This window comes from Kribbella sp. CCNWLW201, from assembly GCF_037203805.1.
GTDB lineage: Bacteria > Actinomycetota > Actinomycetes > Propionibacteriales > Kribbellaceae > Kribbella.
Genome location: NZ_JBBCBQ010000001.1, coordinates 889,834 through 905,372 on the forward strand (window position 1 = coordinate 889,834; position 15,539 = coordinate 905,372).

Sequence of the window (15,539 nt, forward strand, 5' to 3'; positions counted from 1 at the left end):
CAGCGCGGCCCACGGAACCTACGCTCGTCTGGACCGAACCTGGGGGCTCGCGATGACACTTGCCGATCCGGCGCAGACCGTCGTGGACATCTTCACCGTCGGCGAAGCGCTCGGTGTCGTTCATGCCGTTGCCGAGGACGACGTGCTGGACGGCCGCATCGTCACCGTCGACGGGCGGCGGCTGGTCAACTTCGGCTCCTGCGGTTACACCGGGCTCGAGACGCACCCTGCGCTGACGGCGGCCGTCGCCGATGCGGTTCAGCGGTTCGGCACCCAGTTCGCCACCACCCGGGTCTTCCTGTCGTCACCGCAGTACACCGCTGCCGAAGCCGCGCTGAGCACGCTCTTCGGCCGGCCGACCGCGATCTCGGCCAGCACCAGCATGGGCAACCTGGCCGCGATCCCGACGCTGGTCGGCAGCGGCGACGTGATGCTGCTCGACGCCCAGGTGCATCGCAGTGTGCGGATGGCGACCCAGCTGGCCGAGGCACCGGCACGCACGATCCCGCATAGCGAGCTGAGCGTCCTCGAGCGACGCGTCCGTGAGCTGAGCGATCAGCACGACCGGATCTGGTACCTCGCCGACGGTCTCTACAGCATGTTCGGCGACTTCGCACCGGTCCGGAAACTCGGTGCGCTGGCGGAGCGGTACGAGAAGCTCTGGCTGTACTTCGACGATGCGCACTCGATCTCGTGGACCGGCCGGTACGGGCGAGGTCATGTCCTCGAGCAACTGTCACCAGCCGCCCTCAAGAAGACCGTGATGGTGGGTTCGCTGAACAAGTCCTTCGGGGTCGCCGGCGGCGCGATGACGTTCCCGGACGACGTACTGCGGCATCGCGTGTTCAGCCTCGGCTGGCCGATGATCTTCTCCGGCCCGGTGCCGCCGCCGATGCTCGCCGGGATCCTTGCCTCCGCTCAACTGCACCTGTCCGGCGCGGTAGCCGAGCGGCAGGCCGCTGTGGCCGAGCGGATCCGGCTGTTCAACCGCGAGGCGGCGGCGCACCGACTACCGCTCTTGCATCAGGACGAGACGCCGATCCGGTACGTCACCGCCGGCGGCGACATCCACTCGGTCGGATCCGTCGGCCGCCGCCTTCAGGAAGCCGGGTACTTCGTCAACACCGCCAGCTACCCGGCCGTTCCGGTGAAGCGTTCGGGGCTGCGGATCACGCTGACCGCCCATCAGACCGAGGCCGACATCATCGGTCTCGTCCGAGCGGTCGCGGCGACCCTCGAATCAGCTGACGCCTAGCTGGACGCGGTGGACGGGGGTCGTCCGGTCCAGGAGGGACTGAACGGGGACGCCGTACAAGGGGAGGCTGGGTTGGAGCCAGTCGTTGAGGATCGGGTCCTCTTTGGTGAGGTGGTCGGTGAGTTCGGTGCGGCTGAGTTCGAAGACGTGAGCGGGGTTGCCGGTGAGGTCGACGACGGACCGCATCAGGCGGGCGGCCTGGTCCTCCCAGAGCACGTCGCCGGTGTCGACCTGGTCCGGCCGGATCAGCAACAGGTCGACGTCGCTCTCGAGATCACCGTCGCCGCGGGCGATCGCACCGTACAGGCTGGCGTGGACCGGCGGGATGCGCCAGGCGCTGATCTCGTCGGCGAGGCGGCTGGTGAGGGTACTGCGGAGGTCGGCGAGGAACTCGACGGCCGGGGCGACGAGGTGCTTGCGGTTGAGGTGGTAGAGCAACGAGTTGCCGACGTCGTCGACGTGGACGAGGCCGGTCGTCGCGAGCCGCTGCAGGACCAGGCGGACGCCGGCGACGCTTCCGGTGCCGGCGAGTTTGTGGATCTGGCGGCCGGACAGGCCGCAGTCGCTGCGCGCGAGCACCTGCAACACGGGGCCGTCCAGGGACGGTATGGCGGTGCTGATCGGGCTTCTGAGATCCATGTCCCTGCCCACGATAGTTACCAGATGCCCACCCAGAGTAATCATCGTGACGGGACAGCTATTCCTTGCCTGGGGCAACCAGACCTACAGGCCGCGGGCGTCGGCGCGGGGGGTGGGGGTGGTGCGGAGTTCGGTGGTGAAGGCGTAGCGGTCGCCTCGGTAGAGGGCTGAGGTGTATTCGAAGACGCGGTCGCGGCGGTCGAAGCTGATGCCGTGGACGGCGAGGCAGGGCTGGGTGGTGGGGATGTCGAGCCAGCCCGCGGTCTTGGCGTCGGGCATCACCGGTTCGAGCCGGGAGGTGCCGCTGACGTGGTCGATGCCGTACCGGGTGTTGAGCAGGTCGTACAGCGACCCGTTGAGGTCGTCGGCGAGCAGACCGGGGACGTAGCCGGCCGGCAGCGTGGTGCGTTCGACCACCATCGGTACGTCGTCGGCCAGCCGGAGCCGGGTGAACGTGATGATCGGATCACCAACCGGGATCCTCAATCGCCGTGCAGCGGAGCGCTCGGCCCGAAGGTGGCGGAACTCGAGCATCGTGCTGCCCGGCCGCATCCCCCGCCGGCGGACGTCCTCGGAGAACCCGATCATGCCGAGCCACTTCGCCACCTTCGGGCGGGTCGTATAGGTACCGCTGCCGTGCCGGCGGACGAGCAGTTCCTCGATCACCAGTTCGTCGACGGCACGGCGCAACGTCATCCGGGCCACGTTCCAGCGAACGGCCAGCTCCCGCTCGGGCGGTAGCGCGGCACCCTCGGGCAGAGTGTCGATCAGGCTGAGCAACAACGCCCGGATCTCGGCGGCCTTCCCGGGCAGCGAACCATGCATTGGTCTTGGGTAGCACTCGGGCCGGGTCGTCTGAAAGGCTTTCCACACCGATCGAAACGCTTGATCCCGACGACAAACCTGCTAGACCACTTCGACCCGATAGGCCCGCGAAGAAGTAACCTCCGACCATGGCCACGCGTGAAGAAACTTCCAGCGCGCTGATCGTCGGCGCCGGAATCGGCGGGCTCGCGGCGGCCGTCGGGCTGCGGCGGATCGGCTGGTCGGTGACCGTGCTGGAGCGAGCCCCGATCATCGCCGAGGTCGGTGCCGGGCTGACGTTGTGGCCGAACGCGGAGCGAGCCCTCGACGCCCTCGGCCTGGACGTCGGCCCGCGAACGATCCCGACGATATCGCGCGGCAATGTGCGTACGCCGACCGGACGCTGGCTCCGCCACAGTCACCCGAATGATGTCGGCGTACTCGCGATCCATCGGGCCGACCTGCACGACGTACTGCGGAAGGAACTGCCCGACGCGGCTCTGCACACCGACGCCGAGGTGGTGTCCGTGTCGCCCAAGGGCGCCGTGGTCTGCCGGACCGCCGGCGAGGAGCACGACCTGACCGGCGACTTGGTGATCGCCGCCGACGGTGTCAACAGCATCACCCGTCGCAGCCTCTGGTCCGGCGATCCGGTCTTTCAGCATCGATCGGTCTGGCGTGGGGTGACACCGAGCGAATCGGTGTGGCCGGTGCAGGAGTCGCTGACGCTCGGTCGTGGTGTGCAGGTCGGCGTACTCCCACTGCCGGACGAGCGCGTGTACTGGTTCGTCATGGTCAACGCAGACCGGCCGAACCAGTTGTACGCCGACGATCGCCGGGAGGTCCTGAATCGAGTCGGGGACTGGCACCAACCGATTCCGGCGCTGATCGCGAACACCCCCGAGGACCAGGTCCTGCACAACGACATCGTCGACATCGACCCATTGCCGACGTACGTGAACGATCGCGTCGTCCTCCTCGGCGACGCGGCGCATGCGATGCCGCCGGACCTCGGCCAAGGCGCCTGCCAGGCGATCGAGGATGCCGTCGTCCTGGCCGCGTGCCTCGCATCGGGTGACGTGACCGACGGGCTGAGGAGGTACGACGAACAGCGGCGAGGACGGATCCGGCCGATGGCGGAGGCGGCCCGCGCGTCGGTACGGCGGACGTCGAACACCGGCCGGCTCGCCCACCTCGCGGTATCCGTCGGCACCCGGCTGATCCCGCCCGCGGCCTGGCGGAAGGCGACCGCGCAGTGGTCCGACTGGTCCCCGCCGGAACTGCCGAATTGAAAAACAAGCACGCTTGATTCTTTTTCTCGACCGTGCAACGCTCGATCCCTACCCCGGGAGTGCAGCGTGCAACTGGACGAAGTGCTGACCGACCTGCGGACCGAGAGCGAGGAACTGGACTGGCTGGTCGGTGATCTGCCGGCCGAAGCCTGGGCCAGGCCGACGCCGGCCGAGGGCTGGACGATCGCGCACCAGATCGCCCATCTCGCCTGGACCGACGAGGCCGCACACCTCGCCATCACCGATCCCGACGCCTTCAAGGCCTCGCTGGAACACGCGGCCGCGAACCCGACGACGTACGTCGACGACGGCGCCAACGAGCTGGCCGGACTGCCACCGGGACAGCTGCTGACCCACTGGCGCGACACCCGCGCGGCGATCGCCGAGGCGCTCAAGCAGGTGCCGGCCGGCGAGAAGGTGCTGTGGTACGGGCCGCCGATGAGTCCGACCTCGATGGCGACCGCCCGGTTGATGGAGACATGGGCACACGGTCAGGACGTGGTCGACGCACTGCATCTCACCCGCCACCCATCGAACCGGCTGCGCCACATCGCCCACCTGGCAGTCCGCACCCGCGACTTCGCCTACCTCCTGAACAACCGCACCCCGCCGGCCGAACCGTTCCACGTGGAGCTCGCCGGCCCGAAGGGGCAGACCTGGACGTGGGGTCCCGACGACGCCGCGCAGCGGGTGACCGCTCCGGCACTCGACTTCTGCCTGCTGGCGACCCAACGCCGGCATCGCGACGACCTCGCCGTACAGGCCGAAGGGGTGGACGCGGAGGAGTGGCTCGGCATCATCCAGGCGTTCGCCGGGCTGCCCGGCAAGGGCCGGGAGCGGGGGCAGTTCGGATGACCGCGCCGATCAGGATCGGGAACGCGTCCGGGTTCTACGGGGATCGGTTCAGCGCGGTCCAGGAGATGCTCACCGGCGGGCCGCTCGACGTACTGACCGGCGACTACCTGGCCGAGTTGACCATGCTGATCCTCGGCCGGGACCGGCTGAAGGATCCGTCGCTCGGGTACGCGCGGACGTTCCTCAAACAACTCGAGACCGGCCTCGGCGAGGCACTCGACCGCGGCGTCAAGATCGTCAGCAACGCCGGCGGCCTCAACCCAGCGGGCCTGGCCCAGGCGATCGCTGGCCTCTCCGAAAAGCTCGGACTGCAGCCGAAGATCGCGTACGTCGAAGGCGACGATCTCCTCGCGCGTGCAGAAGAACTCGACCTCGGCACACCCCTGACCGCGAACGCGTACCTTGGCGCGTGGGGCATCGCCGAAGCACTGCAGGCCGGCGCTGACGTCGTCGTCACCGGTCGGGTCACCGACGCCTCGGTGATCGTCGGTCCGGCCGCCGCCCACCACGGCTGGAAGCGGACCCAGTACGACGAACTCGCCGGTGCCGTGGTCGCCGGGCACGTGATCGAGTGCGGTTGCCAGGCGACCGGCGGCAACTACGCGTTCTTCGGCGAGATCCGCGACCTCGGCCGGCCCGGATTCCCGATCGCCGAGATCCACGCCGACGGCAGCAGCGTCATCACCAAGCACGACAACACCGGCGGCGCGGTCACGATCGACACGGTCAAGGCGCAACTGTTGTACGAGATCACCGGCGCCCGGTACGCCGGTCCGGACGTCACCACCCGCCTCGACACGATCGACCTCACCGTCGACGGACCCGATCGCGTCCGGATCAGCGGCGTCCAGGGTGAGCCGCCGCCACCGACGTACAAGGTCTCTCTGAACAGCGTCGGCGGGTTCCGCAACGAGGTGGTCTTCGTCCTGACCGGCCTCGAACTCGAAGCCAAGGCGGAGCTCGTCCAGCAACAGCTCGAGCAGGCGCTGCCCAAGCGGCCGGCCGAGCTGCGTTGGTCCCTCGCGTGGACCGAGAAGCCGAACGCGGACTCGGAGGAAGAGGCGAGTGTCTTCCTGCGCTGTGCCGTGAAGGATCCGGACCCGAAGGTCGTCGGTCGCGCGTTCTCCAGCGCGGCGGTCGAGTTGGCGTTGTCGAGTTACCCCGGATTCCACGTCACCGCGCCGCCTGGCGACGGATCGCCGTACGGGATCTTCCAGGCCGGGTACGTCGACATTCGTGAGGTCGAGCAGGTCGTCGTACTGCCGGATGGGACGCGCAAGATCGTCGAGCCCGCGGCGGAGACGCAGCGGCTGACTCCGGTCGAGGACATCGGGTTGCCGATGCCGCTGCCGCAGCTCGCGACCAGCGGGAGCCCGCGGACGCGCGAGGTCCCGCTCGGCCGCATCGCGGGTGCGCGGTCCGGGGACAAGGGTGGCGATGCGAACGTCGGCGTGTGGGTGCGGCAGGAGAAGGCCTGGCGATGGCTCGCGCACACGTTGACGGTCGAGCTGTTCCAGGAGTTGCTCCCGGAGACTCAGCCGCTCACTGTCACTCGCTTCCTGCTGCCGAACTTGTGGGCGGTGAACTTCGTCGTCGAGGGTCTGCTGGGTGAAGGCGTGGCGTCGCAGGCGCGGTTCGATCCGCAGGCGAAGGCGGTCGGCGAGTGGCTGCGGTCGCGGTACGTCGACGTACCGGAGGTGCTGCTGTGAACGACTTCCGGGAGAGCGTCCGGCGGTTCATGGCGGCCGAGGTGCTGCCGTATCTGGACGAGTGGGAGCTGGCCGGCGAGTTGCCGCGGGAGCTGCATGAGAAGGCGGGGAAGCTCGGGCTGCTCGGGGTCGGATTTCCGGAGGCCGTCGGTGGTGGCGGCGGCTCGCTGCTGGATGCGATCGCGGTCGTGGAGGAGATGCACTACGCCGGTGGGTCGGGCGGGCTGGTCGCGTCTCTGCTGACCTGTGGGATCGCGCTTCCACACATTGTTGCTGCGGGCAACGCTAAGCAGATCACGCGCTGGGTGGAGCCGACACTGCAAGGGTCGATGATCGGTGCGCTGGCGATCACCGAGCCTGATGGTGGATCCGATGTCGCCTCCTTGCGTACGACGGCCCGGCGGGATGGTGACTCGTTCGTCGTCAACGGGGCGAAGACCTACATCACCTCGGGGTGCCGCGCGGACTTCGTCACCACCGCGGTCCGGACCGGCGGGCCGGGCGCACACGGGATCAGCCTGCTGGTGATCGAGCGGGACACGCCTGGGTTCGTGGTGTCGCGGAAGCTGGAGAAGATGGGCTGGTGCTGTTCGGACACGGCTGAGCTCGCGTTCACCGACGTACGCGTGCCGGCGGCCAACCTGGTCGGATCCGAAGGCACCGGGTTCGTCCAATTGGCGGTGAACTTCGTTGCTGAGCGGTTGACGCTCGCGGTCCAGGCGTACGCCGGGGCGCAGCGAGCGCTCGACCTGACGGTGGAGTGGTGCCGGGCTCGGGAGACCTTCGGCCGGCCGTTGATCTCGCGGCAGACCGTGCAACACACGCTGACCGAGATGGCGCGACGAGTCGACGTCGCCCGGGTCTACGTTCACGAGATCGCGCGCCGGGCCGAGGCAGGTGACGACGTGATCGCCGAGGTGTGCTTCGCCAAGAACACCGCGGTCGCGGCCGGGCAGTGGGTGTGCGACCAGGCGCTGCAGTTGCATGGCGGACTCGGCTACATGCGGGAGGCCGAGGTCGAGCGCCAGTACCGCGACCAGAAGATCCTCGCCATCGGCGGCGGCACCACCGAGATCCTCACCACCCTCGCCTCGAAACGACTGGGGTTCACCGCATGAACAACACTGTTGCGTCCGAAGATCCGAGGGCTATAGGCCACACTTCTTCGGACGCAAGCGCCAACCGGGACGCGATGTTGGAGAAGCTCGCGGCGTTGGCGGCGGAGCACGCGAAGGCGTTGGCGGGCGGCGGGGAGAAGTACGTCGAGCGGCATCACAAGCGCGGGAAGTTGCTGGCTCGCGAGCGGATCGAGTTGCTGCTCGACCCGGACACGCCGTTCCTCGAGCTGTCGCCGCTGGCCGGCTGGGGCTCCGACTTCACCGTCGGGGCCAGCCTCGTCACCGGGATTGGTGTGGTTGAAGGGGTCGAGTGCCTGATCACGGCCAACGATCCGACCGTCAAGGGCGGCGCCAGCAATCCGTGGACGTTGAAGAAGGCCCTGCGAGCGGATGAGATCGCCCGGGCCAACCGGCTGCCGGTGATCAGCCTGGTCGAGTCCGGTGGTGCGGATCTGCCGACCCAGAAGGAGATCTTCATCCCCGGCGGCGCGATGTTCCGCAACCTGACGCGGTTGTCGGCCGAGGGGATCCCGACGATCGCGCTGGTGTTCGGCAACTCGACCGCGGGCGGCGCGTACATCCCCGGCATGAGCGACTACGTGGTGATGGTCGACGGCGGCGCGAAGGTGTTCCTGGCCGGGCCGCCGCTGGTGAAGATGGCGACCGGCGAGGACGCCGACGACGAGTCGCTCGGCGGCGCGTCGATGCACGCCCGGGTCTCCGGGCTGGCCGACTACTTCGCCGTCGACGAGCAGGACGCGATCCGGCTCGGCCGGCAGATCGTGTCCCGGCTGAACTGGCGCAAACTCGGTCCACCGCCGTTGCCGTCGTACGACGAACCTCGCTACGACGCCGACGAGTTGCTCGGGATCGTGCCGGGTGACCTGAAGATCCCGTTCGATCCGCGGGACGTGATCGCCCGGGTGGTGGACGGGTCGGTGTTCGACGAGTTCAAGCCGCTGTACGGGTCGTCGCTGGCGACCGGGTGGGCGACGGTGCACGGGTATCCGGTCGGCATCCTGGCGAACGCGCGCGGGGTCCTGTTCAGCGAGGAGTCGCAGAAGGCGGCCCAGTTCATCCAGCTCGCGAACCGGGCGAACACGCCGCTGATCTTCCTGCACAACACCACCGGCTACATGGTCGGGCAGGAGTACGAGCAGGGCGGGATCATCAAGCACGGTGCGCAGATGATCAACGCGGTCTCCAACTCTCGCGTGCCGCACATCTCCATCCTGATGGGCGCTTCGTACGGCGCCGGCCACTACGGGATGTGCGGTCGCGCGTTCGACCCGCGGTTCCTGTTCGCCTGGCCGTCGGCCAAGTCGGCGGTGATGGGTCCGCAGCAGTTGGCCGGCGTACTGTCGATCGTCGCGCGGGCCGCGGCGGAGGCGAAGGGCCAGCCGTACGACGAGAAGGCCGACGCTCAGATGCGCGCGTACGTCGAGGGCCAGATCGAAGCGGAGTCGCTGCCGATGTTCCTGTCCGGCCGCCTGTACGACGACGGCGTCATCGACCCACGCGACACCCGAACCGTCCTGGGCATCTGCCTGTCGGCGATCCACTCGGCCCCGGTAGAGGGCACCCGCTTCGACGGCGCCAACTTCGGCGTCTTCAGGATGTGATGCCCATGAGCACCCCGGCTCACTCGATCACCTCGGTCCTCGTTGCCAACCGTGGCGAGATCGCTCGGCGCGTCTTCCGCACCGCCCGCGCCCTCGGGCTCTCGACCGTCGCGGTCCACTCCACTGCCGACGCGGGATCGCCCCATGTGGCCGAGGCCGACGCGGCGGTACACCTGCCCGGAAACACGCCGGGTGAGACCTACCTCCGCGGCGAGCTGATCATCGAGGCAGCTGTGCGGGCGGGCGCCGACGCGATCCACCCCGGGTACGGCTTCCTCTCGGAGAACGCCGGGTTCGCGCAGGCCGTGATCGACGCCGGGTTGACCTGGATCGGGCCGCCGGTGGATGCGATCTCGTCGATGGGGTCGAAGATCGAGGCGAAGAAGCTGATGGCGGCCGCCGGGGTTCCGGTGCTCGCCGAGTTGACGCCGGCGGAGGTGTCGGCGGCTGACCTTCCGGTGCTGGTGAAGGCGTCGGCGGGCGGCGGTGGGCGCGGGATGCGGATCGTCTCCCAGCTGGAGGATCTGTCGCGCGAGATCGACGCCGCGTCGGCGGAGGCGTTGTCGGCGTTCGGCGACGGGACCGTGTTCTGCGAGCGGTATCTGGCGTCCGGCCGGCACATCGAGGTGCAGATCATGGCCGACCAGCACGGCACGATCTGGGCGGTCGGCGAACGTGAGTGCTCCATCCAGCGCCGCCACCAGAAGGTGGTCGAGGAAGCCCCGTCACCACTCGTCGAACGCATCCCGTCCATGCGCCCCGACCTCTTCGACGCCGCCCGGAAGGCAGCCGCCGCGATCGGCTACGTCGGCGCAGGCACGGTCGAGTTCCTCGCCGACGAGGCGGGCGCGTTCTACTTCCTGGAGATGAACACCCGCCTCCAGGTCGAGCACCCCGTCACCGAGGAAACCACCGGCCTGGATCTGGTGGAGTTGCAGTTCGCCGTCGCCTCTGGTGAACGGCTCCCGGCGGACCCACCACCAACAGTCGGTCATGCGATCGAGGTCCGGCTGTACGCCGAAGACCCGGCCAATGACTGGCAACCCCAAACCGGCCGCCTCCACTGCTTCCGCGTCGGGGCGCTTTCCGGAAGAAAAGTTGCACCCAGCGACCACGATGTTCCGGAAAGCGGCGGGTGGGGCGGCGCGCCGAGGGTTCGGGTGGACTCCGGGGTTGAGGACGGCTCGGAGGTGTCGCCGTACTACGACGCGATGCTCGCCAAGGTGATCGTGTGGGCGCCGGACCGGCCCGCGGCGGCGCGGCGGTTGGCCGCCGAGTTGGATCGGGCCACGATCCACGGGGTGGGGACCAACCGCGGCCTGCTCGGTTGGATCCTGCGGCACCCCGCGTTTCTCGCCGCTGACACTGACACCGGGTTCTTCGAGCGGCACGGGATCGGCGTGCCGGTGGACCCGCAGGTCGGCCAGGTGTCGGCGCTGGCGGCCGCGTTGGCTGATGCTGCTGGGCGAGTGCCGCCGGTCCGGGTCCCCAGTGGCTGGCGCAACCTCTCGTCCCAGCCCCAGCGGAAGAGCTATCGGGTAGGTGACGTCACGCATGAGGTGGCCTACCGGCTGACACGGGACGGGCTGGTTGTCGAGGGCAACATCGAGCTCGTTAGCTCGGCGCCGGATCGGGTGGTGCTCGAGGTTGACGGCGTACGGCGGAACTTCGCGGTGGCGGCGTACGACGGGCTGGCGTGCGTGGACTCGTCGCTGGGGTCGGTGGCGTTGACGCCGGTCGAGCGGCTCACGGATCCGTCGCACCAGGTGTCGGCGGGGTCATTGCTGGCGCCGATGCCTGGCGTCGTGACCAGGGTCGGCGTAGAGGTGGGGGACAACGTCAAACAGGGACAGCCGCTGCTCTGGCTGGAGGCGATGAAGATGGAGCACACCATCTCCGCTCCCGCCGATGGTCTGGTCAGCGAGCTCAAGGTCGAGGCAGGTCAACAGGTCGAGGTCGGCGCCGTACTGGCGGTCGTAGGGGAGGAAGCATGAACGAGCGGAGCGAGTTCATCAAACAACACAGTGCGTCTGGTGCCTCATCGGCGCCCGGAGCGAAGCGAGGACGTCGATGAGTTTCATCGAGTCCGAAGAGCGTCAGGCGTTGCGGAAGGCAGTTGGTGAGCTGGGGAAGAAGTACGGGTACGACTGGTTCAATCGCCAGGCGCGGACCGGCGGGCACACCACCGAGTTGTGGCTGGAGGCCGGCAAGCTCGGGTACCTCGGCGTCAACCTTCCTGAGGAGTACGGCGGTGGTGGCGGCGGCATGGCCGACCTGTCGATCGTGCTCGAGGAACTCGGCGCCGCGGGCTGCCCGCTGCTGATGATGGTCGTCTCCCCGTCGATCTGCGGCAGCGTGATCGCCCGGTTCGGGACCGAGGAGCAGAAGCAACACTGGCTGCCCGGCCTCGCCGACGGTACGACGGTCATGGCCTTCGCAATCACCGAGCCCGACGCCGGCTCGAACTCCCACGAGATCACCACGACCGCACGTCGTACCGAGGACGGCTGGTCCCTGACCGGGCGCAAGGTCTTCATCTCCGGCCTCGACGTCGCGAAGGCCGTCCTGGTCGTCGGCCGGACCGAGGACGCGCGGACCGGGAAGCTGAAGCCGGCCTTGTTCATCGTGCCCGTGGACGCGCCCGGCGTGGAGTTCACCCAGATCGAGATGGACCTGGTCAGCCCGGACAAGCAGTTCTCGCTCTTCCTCGACGACGTACAGCTGCCGCGCGAGGCGCTGGTCGGCTCCGAGGACGCGGCGCTGCTGCAGTTGTTCGCCGGGCTCAACCCGGAGCGGATCATGGCGTCCGCGTTCGCCATCGGGATCGCCCGGCACGCGCTCGGCAAGGCGACGGCGTACGTCAAGGAGCGCCAGGTGTGGAAGGCCCCGATCGGCGCGCACCAGGGGATCGCGCATCCGCTCGCGCAGATCAAGATCGAGCTCGAACTGGCCCGGCTGATGCTGCAGAAGGCCGCCGCCCTCTACGACGCCGGCGACGACCTGGCCGCGGGTGAGGCGGCGAACATGGCGAAGTACGCGGCCGGCGAGGTCGCGGTCCGGGCCACCGATCAGGCCGTCCAGTCGCTCGGCGGCAACGGCATGACCACCGAGTACGGCGTCGCCTCGCTGGTCGCGGCCGCGCGAGCGACCCGGATCGCGCCGGTCAGCCGGGAGATGATCCTCAACTTCGTCGCTCAACACAGTCTCGGGCTGCCCAAGTCCTACTGAGCTCTTCCGTAATTACCCCCGAGTAGGCCAAAGTTCCTGCACCAGCGGTCATGTCGAAAGGATTCGGGCCAGATGATCATCACCAGCGAGTTCCCACCCGTCGAGGTGCTCGACGTACCGATCCACGACGCCGTGCTCGGCCGGGCCCAGGAGTACGGCGACCGGCCGGCCCTGGTGGACGGGGTGAGCGGCCGGGAGATCACCTACGCCCAGCTGGACGGGATGAGCCGGCGGGTCGCGGCCGGGTTCGCCGAGCTGGGGATCAGGCACGGGGACACGATCGCGCTCTACAGCCCGAACACGATCCTCTACCCGGTCGTCTTCTACGGCGCCACCCGCGCCGGCGCGACCGTGACGACGGTGAACGCGCTGTACACCGCGGACGAGCTGCACAAGCAACTGGTGGACTCCAAGGCCAAGCTGCTGGTGACGATCTCGCTGTTCCTGCCGGTGGCGACCGCGGCCGTCGAGGGCACCGACGTCACCGAGATCTTCGTCTGCGACGCGGCCGAGGGGTACCGCTCGGTGATGGAGCTGGTCGCCTCGACCGGGCCCGAGCCGGAGGTGACGATCGACCCGGTCGAGGATGTCGCCGTACTCCCGTATTCGAGCGGTACGACGGGCGCGGCCAAGGGCGTGATGCTGACGCACCGGAACATCGCGACCAACATCGCCCAGGCCGAGGTGATGATCAAACTCGGTGAGGACGAGCGGATCATCGCGATCCTGCCGTTCTTCCACATCTACGGGCTGACCGTGCTGATGAACCTGCCGCTGCGGCTCGGCGCGACGGTCGTCGTACTGCCGAAGTTCGACCTGGAGCAGTTCCTGACCACGCTCGATCAGCAGCGGATCACCCGGGCGTTCGTGGCGCCGCCGGTGGTGCTGGCGTTGGCGAAGCACCCGGCTGTGGACGGGGTGGACCTGTCGGCGCTGAAGTACGTGATGTCGGCCGCGGCGCCGCTGGACGGTGAGTTGGCGGAGGCGTGTGCGAAGCGGCTCGGGTTGCACGCGGTGCTGCAGGCGTACGGGATGACCGAGTTGTCGCCGGGCACGCATTCGGTGCCGCAGGACGACGAGGAGCCGCCGCCCGGTGCGGTGGGCAAGCTCTTCCCGTCCACCGAGATGCGGCTGGTCGGTGCTGACGGCAACGATGCTGACGAGGGCGAGATCTGGATCCGCGGTCCGCAGGTGATGAAGGGGTATCTGGGCCGTCCGGCCGAGACCGACGCGACCATCGACCCTGACGGCTGGCTGCACACCGGCGACATCGGGCGGATGGACGCACGCGGGTACTTGTACGTCATCGACCGGGTGAAGGAGCTGATCAAGTATCACGGCTACCAGGTGCCGCCGGCCGAGCTGGAGGCGGTGCTGTTCACCGACGAGCGGATCGCGGACGCGGCGGTGATCGGGGTGCAGGCGGACGGCAACGAGGTGCCGAAGGCGTTCGTCGTACCGATGCCCGGGGTGGAGCTGACCGAGGCCGACGTGATCGAGTACGTGTCCGCGCGGGTGGCGCCGTACAAGAAGATCCGGCAGGTGGAGTTCATCGAGGCGGTGCCGAAGGCGGCCTCGGGCAAGATTCTGCGGCGTGAGCTCAGGGCCCGCGAGGCCGCGCGTGAGTGAAGCCCTGAAGGAACCCCAACAGGACCGGAGCCGGGCCACCCGGCAGCGGCTGCTCGAGGCGTCGGTGGAGTCACTCGCCGAGGTCGGGTACGCCGCGACGACGGTGTCAGTCGTCGCGGCCCGGGCTGGGGTTTCGCGGGGTGCTGCTCAGCACCACTTCCCGACGCGGGCGGACCTGTTCGCTGCGGCGGTCGAGTACATGACCGAGGTCAGGTTGGCGGAGATCAGGGCACAGGCCGCCGCACTGCCCAGTGGGCCGGGGCGGACCGAGGCGATCGTGGGGATGCTCGCGGACGTCTACACCGGACCGCTCTTCCGGGCCGCACTGCATCTGTGGGTGGCTGCCTCGACAGAGGAGGCGTTGCGGAAGCAGATCGTCCGGCTGGAGTCGCATGTGGGGCGTCAGGCGCACAGGGCTCTGCTGGAAGTGCTCGAGGTGAGTGAGCGGACTCCTGGGGTGCGGGAGACCGTGCAGGGTGTGCTGGACATGGCACGCGGGTTGGGGCTGGCTGATCTGCTCACGGATGACAGTGCTCGCCGACGCGGCATTGTGCGGCAGTGGAGTCACATCCTGGATCAGGCGCTGCGTGACCCGGGGGTGTGACCGAAGGCGCGGCGGAACGTGTCGATGAACGCACTGGTCGACGCCCAGCCGCACTGGTGAGCTACGCGGGTCACTGACTCGCCACCGGCCAGCAGCCGCAGGGCGTTGTGCAGCCTGAGTTCTGTGCGCCACTGCGGGAAAGTCATCCCCAGGTCCGTCTTGCACAGCCGACTCAGCGTGCGTTCGCTCGCCCCGATCTTCCGGCCAAGCTCGGTCAGCGTCCTGTTGTCGGCCGGGTCGTCCTGCAGCAGCTCGCACACGGCCGCCAGCCGCGGATCACGTGGAGTGGGTAGATAGGTCGGCCGCTGTGGTGAGTGCCGGAGTTGATCCAGCAGTACGGCGAGCAGGCGCTGCCGCTCGGCCGGGTCGCCCTCGCCACCATCCTCCTCACCGCCGTCGCCTACACCTTCGCCGGAGGTGTAGGCGAGGATCAGCTCTCGCAGCAGCGGACTGACTACCAGCGCCGACGGAGCGTTCAGGCCGAGTGGATTCTCTGTGAGGCCGACGGTGTGCAGCGCGGTCTCGCCGTACGCGCGGTGCTGGTGGAGGGTGCCGGCCGGGACCCAGATCGCCCTGTTCGCTGGTGCGATCCAGCTGCCGGCCTCGGTCGTCACGGAGAGGACGCCGCGACCGGCGTACACGATCTGGTGTTCCTCATGCCAGTGCGCGTCGACACTGCCGCCCGCCGGGATGGACAGGAAGCTGTTGTTCGCTGGACGCCGTTGGCGGATTTCCGGCATAGGTCGGCATTTTATCGGAAGCCGGACATCGGGTCGGTCGCTGA

At 68.7% G+C, this 15,539-nt stretch carries 13 protein-coding genes; 10 read left to right on the forward strand and 3 right to left on the reverse strand.

Annotation, left to right across the window (positions count from 1 at the left end):
• The first annotated feature begins 52 nt into the window (after nt 1–52).
• Entirely contained in the window at nt 53–1,255 is a 1,203-nt protein-coding gene (locus V9K99_RS04215; RefSeq protein WP_337000932.1) for an aminotransferase class I/II-fold pyridoxal phosphate-dependent enzyme, read from the forward strand.
• Here V9K99_RS04215 and V9K99_RS04220 read toward each other — a convergent pair.
• Entirely contained in the window at nt 1,241–1,894 is a 654-nt protein-coding gene (locus tag V9K99_RS04220; protein WP_337000930.1) for a hypothetical protein, read from the reverse strand. The genes V9K99_RS04215 and V9K99_RS04220 overlap by 15 nt on opposite strands.
• An 84-nt stretch (nt 1,895–1,978) precedes the next feature.
• A complete protein-coding gene (locus V9K99_RS04225; RefSeq protein ID WP_337000928.1) occupies nt 1,979–2,719 on the reverse strand; it encodes a GntR family transcriptional regulator in 741 nt (246 codons plus the stop codon).
• A gap of 128 nt (nt 2,720–2,847) precedes the next feature.
• Between V9K99_RS04225 and V9K99_RS04230 the strand changes: the two genes are divergently transcribed.
• The 9 genes from V9K99_RS04230 (at nt 2,848) to V9K99_RS04270 (ending at nt 14,755) form a co-directional block, all read left to right on the forward strand.
• Entirely contained in the window at nt 2,848–3,990 is a 1,143-nt protein-coding gene (locus V9K99_RS04230; protein ID WP_337000926.1) for an FAD-dependent monooxygenase, read from the forward strand.
• Between the two features lie 66 nt (nt 3,991–4,056).
• Nucleotides 4,057–4,845, forward strand: a complete 789-nt coding sequence (locus tag V9K99_RS04235) for a TIGR03084 family metal-binding protein (RefSeq protein WP_337000924.1) — start codon at nt 4,057–4,059, stop codon at nt 4,843–4,845.
• Entirely contained in the window at nt 4,842–6,554 is a 1,713-nt protein-coding gene (locus V9K99_RS04240; RefSeq protein ID WP_337000922.1) for an acyclic terpene utilization AtuA family protein, read from the forward strand. The genes V9K99_RS04235 and V9K99_RS04240 overlap by 4 nt, the downstream gene beginning before the upstream one ends.
• Nucleotides 6,551–7,672, forward strand: a complete 1,122-nt coding sequence (locus V9K99_RS04245) for an acyl-CoA dehydrogenase family protein (protein ID WP_337000920.1) — start codon at nt 6,551–6,553, stop codon at nt 7,670–7,672. Before V9K99_RS04240 ends, V9K99_RS04245 begins: the two co-directional genes overlap by 4 nt.
• On the forward strand, nt 7,669–9,294 hold the full coding sequence (locus tag V9K99_RS04250; protein WP_442914705.1) for an acyl-CoA carboxylase subunit beta: 1,626 nt from the start codon (nt 7,669–7,671) through the stop codon (nt 9,292–9,294). The genes V9K99_RS04245 and V9K99_RS04250 overlap by 4 nt, the downstream gene beginning before the upstream one ends.
• Nucleotides 9,295–9,299: 5 nt before the next feature.
• Nucleotides 9,300–11,288 (forward strand): ATP-binding protein, encoded by a 1,989-nt coding sequence (locus tag V9K99_RS04255; protein WP_337000918.1) that lies wholly within the window; start codon nt 9,300–9,302, stop codon nt 11,286–11,288.
• 76 nt (nt 11,289–11,364) lie between these two features.
• Complete coding sequence (locus V9K99_RS04260) at nt 11,365–12,522, forward strand: acyl-CoA dehydrogenase family protein (RefSeq protein WP_337000916.1); 1,158 nt, start codon at nt 11,365–11,367, stop codon at nt 12,520–12,522.
• A gap of 72 nt (nt 12,523–12,594) precedes the next feature.
• Nucleotides 12,595–14,151 carry an AMP-binding protein gene (locus V9K99_RS04265; protein ID WP_337000914.1) on the forward strand — a complete coding sequence of 519 codons (1,557 nt, stop codon included), beginning with the start codon at nt 12,595–12,597 and terminating at the stop codon, nt 14,149–14,151.
• The gene (locus tag V9K99_RS04270; protein WP_337000911.1) at nt 14,144–14,755 is read left to right on the forward strand and encodes a TetR/AcrR family transcriptional regulator; all 612 of its coding nucleotides are present in this window, start codon (nt 14,144–14,146) and stop codon (nt 14,753–14,755) included. Before V9K99_RS04265 ends, V9K99_RS04270 begins: the two co-directional genes overlap by 8 nt.
• Here V9K99_RS04270 and V9K99_RS04275 read toward each other — a convergent pair.
• Nucleotides 14,728–15,495, reverse strand: coding sequence for an AraC family transcriptional regulator (locus V9K99_RS04275; RefSeq protein WP_337000909.1), 768 nt, complete (start codon nt 15,493–15,495; stop codon nt 14,728–14,730). The two genes, V9K99_RS04270 and V9K99_RS04275, sit on opposite strands and share 28 nt — an antisense overlap.
• Between the last annotated feature and the right edge of the window lie 44 nt (nt 15,496–15,539).